The sequence below is a fragment of the Holospora undulata HU1 genome (assembly GCF_000388175.3).
GTDB lineage: Bacteria > Pseudomonadota > Alphaproteobacteria > Holosporales > Holosporaceae > Holospora > Holospora undulata_A.
Genome location: NZ_ARPM03000077.1, coordinates 1 through 5,011, shown reverse-complemented (window position 1 = coordinate 5,011; position 5,011 = coordinate 1). Strand labels below are relative to the sequence as shown.

Here is a 5,011-nt window from a genome sequence, read left to right as displayed (position 1 = left end):
GCTTGGATTTTATTGAAGGTGGAGCGTTCATCTTGTGGATCAGCGCAGGATGCTGAACCTTTCGCTGATCGCATACTAAGTACGAAGGTTCATTTGCATTAAACATTGTTGTTTATTTTTAATAAAATAGCCTCTCTTTCGGATCTTTTAAAGACCCTTCAAAAAAGTGAGGGGGAGTATGGTAGTTACGTACGGCCTAAGGAAAGGCGTAAAACGAAATGCCTTTCCTTTTATCTCTAAAATCTAGAAGTTATGATGTCAATATAATTCATTTTTATCCATAGATTCAATTTCTTGGTCGAACTTTTTTTGATTTTCGATGATCAGCTTTTTAACTTTTGAAAAAATGTTTCTTTCAAGAGCGGTATGGAATTCACTTGTACTTATTTTTTTCACAGTCTCAAACATAGTAGGAAGAATTTTTCCTTGTACCTTTTCTGCAATCTCTCCCCCTACTTCTGAAACGATATTTTCTATTTTATCTTTTAAAGCTGGAAGTTTTAATTTAGCAACTTTGTCTTTAATGCTTTGAATAAGTGCTTTTGTCATCTCTTCTTCATCTGCCAGTTCTTTCCTTTTTGAGGTATTGATTTTTTCTAAATTTTCTATTTTTTTTAAAACTTCTTCGGGATCTTGGTCTTTTTCTGGCTGTTTATCTTGACTTTTTTCTGGAATCCTTTCTTCCTTTTTTGCTTCTAAAAACTCTTTTACTTTTTTATTTAAATCTTCTTCGACAATTGTACTCCAATTTATTTCCTTAAAGAAATCTTTTGCTCTTTGTTCTTCTGGGCTAGGATCTTCTGATAAAACAGGATCATTGATATCTTTTAAAGCTGCGTTAATCTTTGCATGTATCGCTTCCGTATCTTGGATACCTTGCGGTACTTGTTCTTTGATTACTTTCGAAATCCAAGAATTTTTTTCTTCACCGTCTGCATACAGGCTAGAGTTGAGAAAGGTTAAAATCAACGTACACAAAAAAACCTTACAGATTTTGTTCATTTTTATTCCAAATTATTTATTCTATGATTTACATTATAAATGAGAAAAAATAATTTAATCTTAAAAAATCCATCATTGCTATAATTTTGCAATCTGCACAAGATTTTATTGATTTTTTTCATAAGTTTTGTAAGATAATAAAACGGATTTACGAATATTTTATGATGAGTGTTAAGAAAAATATTAAGATTTGGGTGGTGTGTAGCGTTTTTTCTATAAGTTTGGCGCAATCTCATTTTGACCTATTGCCTCAAAAACTTCGCAATTTTTTAAGTTGGGTATATAAAAAGCATCCTGAGCTTTATACCTCTTTACCACAGCAATCTGATGAAGTATTGCAAGTATATAGCGAAAAACTTGCAAACCACATTATCTATGTGCAATCCGTAAAAAACTCTAGCGATATGTACAGCGCCAACCGTAAAGCTGTCTATCAACGTATCTTGTTTCAACTTATGAAGAATGACCAAGAAGAGCAAAAAAAGATTTCTCCCCCTTCTGTGTCTTCAAAAAACGAATCAAAAGATCAAGAAGATATTCAAGAAGCCCCAGAGCTTGCTTCTTCTTTTGATGTGTCAGAAGCTCCTCAGGAGATTGGAAGTTTTGTGCTTCGGCAAGAACTAAGAGACAGAGAAATAGACAGGGAGCGCCGAAGTGAGCGCATTCTTCAACGCCCTCAAGAAAATTCTCACAATAAAAAGACACTACACTTGTTGATAGAAGCAATATATGATGAAATTTTTCATCGTGTTTATTTGTTCACGCGATACGCACAAGCTTTGTGCTTTCAAGATTTGTGTGTAGAAAAAATTCAAACGATTCTTTCTTCTTCTATGGAAGATTTTATGAAAATTAAGCACTTAATGCCCCTTTTGCATACGTTAGAAAAAGAGAACACGAGCTATGCCCACAAAATCATTTCTGCCCAAGAACCAAAAGAATCTTTAGAGATGCTTCCATTTGCCCTTCCGGGAGTTTGTGCGTCAAATTGGATTAAAGATTCTAAACATGCTGCTTTGCTTGAAAATGTTTTAAAATTGTACCCTGATTCTTTGGAAAAAAAGCGTATCTATCACGCATTGTGTATCGCTTTTTTAGCACACATGATGGGAGAAATGGCAATTCGCTCAGACCCACCCCTTTCCATCTTGGCATTAATGCTAGATGCATCGGAAGAACTTCACCACAACTGGGATACAGAGCGATTTAGAAACGTTCTTTTGAACTGGCCAGAAAATGATATCACTTCCCCTATTTTAATAAAGCACTTGAAAAAACTAGCCCATATAATCCCAATTGCGTTAACTGAAAAAAAGCAATGGGAGATTATTGCAAAGTCTTGCGAAGAAGAGTATAAAAAAATTACGACAATCGTTCAAAAGGTTATTAAAAATTTTTGATTTAGAAGAGCGTTAGTTAATTCTTTTAAACGTCATATGTTATTAAAGAAAATTTTTCTAAATCTTCTTTTTATACGATTTATACAACCTACACAGTATTTTTCATTTTAAACATAAAAAATTTTAGCTGTACCGTATAGGATAAAGCGCATCTAAAGAATATCCTTGAATACACAAAGAAGGGGAAGCAAACTCTGACAGCAATTGCAAGCAACTTCCACAAACTCGAATGTTATGAGGGGATCCATTCTTTTCTGCGATAACTCGAACGTTTTTAATACGAAAATCAGGACCGCAATGAATTAATGCATTCACAACCGCCGCACGTTCTGCACAAATGGATAACGTATGACAAGCAGATTCCAAATTACACCCATAAAACACCCTATCGTCTTCTAACGTAATTTCCGCTGCAACTTTTGTTTTCTTAGCTTTAGCATTTTTTAGTACTGCTTTTAACGCATCGTCAAAAACAGAAAAGGAAGAGCAAGTCTTAAAGTTCATAAACCTTTTTTTTTAAATCATACATTTTAATCATTTTACCGCGGATAGAGTGGGATTTGAACCCACGAAACGCAAAAACGTTTGCCGGTTTTCAAGACCGGTGCTTTCAACCGCTCAGCCATCTATCCTATCTTTTCATTATAAACGAATTTGGAACAAAATACTACTCCCCTTTTTAATCCACGAGGTACAAAACAGATTTTATTCTTTCAAAATTTTTAATTTTTTTTATGAGTGCACTCGTTGTTTGGAACTCAATTTCTTTGTAGTTCTATTCGTTTTGTTGCGCTTAGGATGTAATTTTCCTTGAAAAGGTTCTACAAACTTCTTAAGCTTATCTATAACGGAAGCGCTATCCCATTCCTTTGCTCCAATCCCTTTCCACAACATTTTTCCCGTTGTGTCAAACAAGAAAAAAGCAGGAACACTTTCAATACTGTGCTTTGCCAGAAAGCTTTGATTATCGCTTTCTGTTCCTTTGCCCTGATTAACGTAAAACAAAGGAAGCTCAGAAGTAATTTCGTTTGGCCCATCTATTGCAACGCAGACAATTTTTAAATTAGGCATGGACTTTGCTAAGCGCTCTAAACTGGGAAATTCTTTTAAACAAGGCCCACAAAACGATCCCCAAAATATCAACAAAACTGGCGTTTTTCGAGAGTATTTTTCCAAACTTAAAGGCGTAGAATTTTCCATAAAAGAAAAACGTAACCCCTCGTACAAAGAATGCGCCACTGCGACTTTTTGTCTTGGTTTTTTAGTGAAAAGTTTTTTTTTAAGTGGCTTTGAGTCCATAACCTCAGGAGCATCGCTCAAATCCTTTTCTAAACTCTCTGTAAAATCTATGGAAGAGTCTTTAGAACTTTTTGCGCTCTGAAAGCACAAGAACAGCAGAGCAGTACATAGAACCTTAGATCTTAATATTTTTTTTATTGTTTTTTTTTTCATCATGAACTTTTATTCTTTCTCTGTCTAATATATCATAATGAAAAATTAATCTCAAGCAAACCCGTGAAAAAGATAACCTTTTGGATAACATTTTTGTGGAAAATAAGAGCTATAGGCGTTCTTATTGTGAGTATACTTTTGTTGGAATGCTGCGGAATGAAAGGAAAATTGTCCCCAAAAACTCCTGACCACTATCCGCGTTCTTATCCAAATAAATCAAAGCAAGTAAAAAGAAAAAAACAAAACACCTGCCAATAATTCTATTTTAAAATTTTTCGAATACAATAAAGAAAGTGAATCGTTTCTTAGAAAAAATGACTAATATTATTGATTTGGATTTTTACAGAAATTTCAATATCGTGCTCACTATAGAAGAATCTGATCTTATGAGCTTTTGCTATTACATTCAACCTTCTTCTAGAGCGCAGTGCGATCAAAAATCGCAAAAAGATCGATGAGTAGTTTAATTTTTTTTTAGTTAAAAAACATTTCCAAACACGGAAATACAGATAGATAGGATTAGAGTAGCGTAAAAGACAAAAGCAAATAAGATTGAAGTGCGTCGCTAAAAAGCTGCCAAAAATATTAAAATAACTTTGGCTCCACTTTCTCGATGAAATTCAAATACTTATAACAACAAAAAAAATAGATTAGAACATTACTAAGTATTCTGTAATATTTTTGAAACTTCTTTTATGGAAAAATGCGTTATCCATAACTAGTACTTTTTTGAGGGTTGGGCAGAAAATTTTTGTCTGCTTCCTGCTTCATCCCCCATTAAACAAGATTGTAAAATAATTTAATAGTTATAATATAGTTATTTAGCCTGAAGGTGGGATTTGGAAGAATGCAGAAATAGCCTCATAAAGTTTTCCAAATGCATTAATTTGGCATTTAATCCATCGTTTCATATTGGCCAAGAATTTTTTAATTGGTTTTATACTCATTCTGAATGAAATTGTTTAAAAGTTTAATTTTATGTGTTAATAATTTTTCTTAGAACCTGTATTCATGAATAAAAAAGTGTGATATAAAAGGATTGGAGGTGTAGAAGAAGAATTATCCAAGCGATTTAAAAGAGAGGGGGGGAAGTGAAAAAGCATCGTTTTGATAGCGGAAATAAAAGCAAATACAACAAAAAAGAGGGGCAATGCAGT

The 5,011-nt window shown here is 33.5% G+C and carries 5 protein-coding genes and 1 tRNA gene; 2 read left to right on the top strand and 4 right to left on the bottom strand.

Going from position 1 to position 5,011, the window contains the following annotated elements; all coding sequences use genetic code 11:
* Positions 1-258: 258 nt before the first annotated feature.
* Positions 259-1,002 carry a hypothetical protein gene (locus tag K737_RS01435; RefSeq protein ID WP_006296481.1) on the bottom strand — a complete coding sequence of 248 codons (744 nt, stop codon included), beginning with the start codon at positions 1,000-1,002 and terminating at the stop codon, positions 259-261.
* A 164-nt stretch (positions 1,003-1,166) separates the two neighbouring features.
* Here K737_RS01435 and K737_RS01430 point away from each other — a divergent pair, with 164 nt between their 5' ends.
* The gene (locus K737_RS01430; protein WP_152531026.1) at positions 1,167-2,402 is read left to right on the top strand and encodes a hypothetical protein; all 1,236 of its coding nucleotides are present in this window, start codon (positions 1,167-1,169) and stop codon (positions 2,400-2,402) included.
* Between the two features lie 123 nt (positions 2,403-2,525).
* Here K737_RS01430 and K737_RS06700 read toward each other — a convergent pair whose 3' ends face one another.
* The 3 genes from K737_RS06700 to K737_RS01415 all read right to left on the bottom strand — a co-directional run bounded on the left by K737_RS06700 (position 2,526) and on the right by K737_RS01415 (position 3,854).
* Positions 2,526-2,906 (bottom strand): cytidine deaminase, encoded by a 381-nt coding sequence (locus tag K737_RS06700; RefSeq protein WP_006296477.1) that lies wholly within the window; start codon positions 2,904-2,906, stop codon positions 2,526-2,528.
* A 41-nt stretch (positions 2,907-2,947) separates the two neighbouring features.
* Positions 2,948-3,034: transfer RNA gene (locus K737_RS01420), tRNA-Ser, on the bottom strand.
* A 100-nt stretch (positions 3,035-3,134) separates the two neighbouring features.
* Complete coding sequence (locus tag K737_RS01415; protein ID WP_023491082.1) at positions 3,135-3,854, bottom strand: TlpA family protein disulfide reductase; 720 nt, start codon at positions 3,852-3,854, stop codon at positions 3,135-3,137.
* A 314-nt stretch (positions 3,855-4,168) separates the two neighbouring features.
* On the opposite strand from K737_RS01415, the gene K737_RS09910 reads away from it, so the two are divergent.
* Positions 4,169-4,312: a hypothetical protein gene (locus K737_RS09910; RefSeq protein ID WP_023491080.1), complete on the top strand. Its 144-nt coding sequence runs from the start codon at positions 4,169-4,171 to the stop codon at positions 4,310-4,312.
* The last annotated feature ends 699 nt before the right edge of the window (positions 4,313-5,011 follow it).

Bases quoted from the DNA above. Each gene is read 5' to 3' on its own strand.
- K737_RS01435 (WP_006296481.1), bottom strand. From the start codon at position 1,002: ATGAACAAAATCTGTAAGGTTTTTTTGTGTACGTTGATTTTAACCTTT.
- K737_RS01430 (WP_152531026.1), top strand. From the start codon at position 1,167: ATGAGTGTTAAGAAAAATATTAAGATTTGGGTGGTGTGTAGCGTTTTT.
- K737_RS06700 (WP_006296477.1), bottom strand. From the start codon at position 2,906: ATGAACTTTAAGACTTGCTCTTCCTTTTCTGTTTTTGACGATGCGTTA.
- K737_RS01415 (WP_023491082.1), bottom strand. From the start codon at position 3,854: ATGAAAAAAAAAACAATAAAAAAAATATTAAGATCTAAGGTTCTATGT.
- K737_RS09910 (WP_023491080.1), top strand. From the start codon at position 4,169: ATGACTAATATTATTGATTTGGATTTTTACAGAAATTTCAATATCGTG.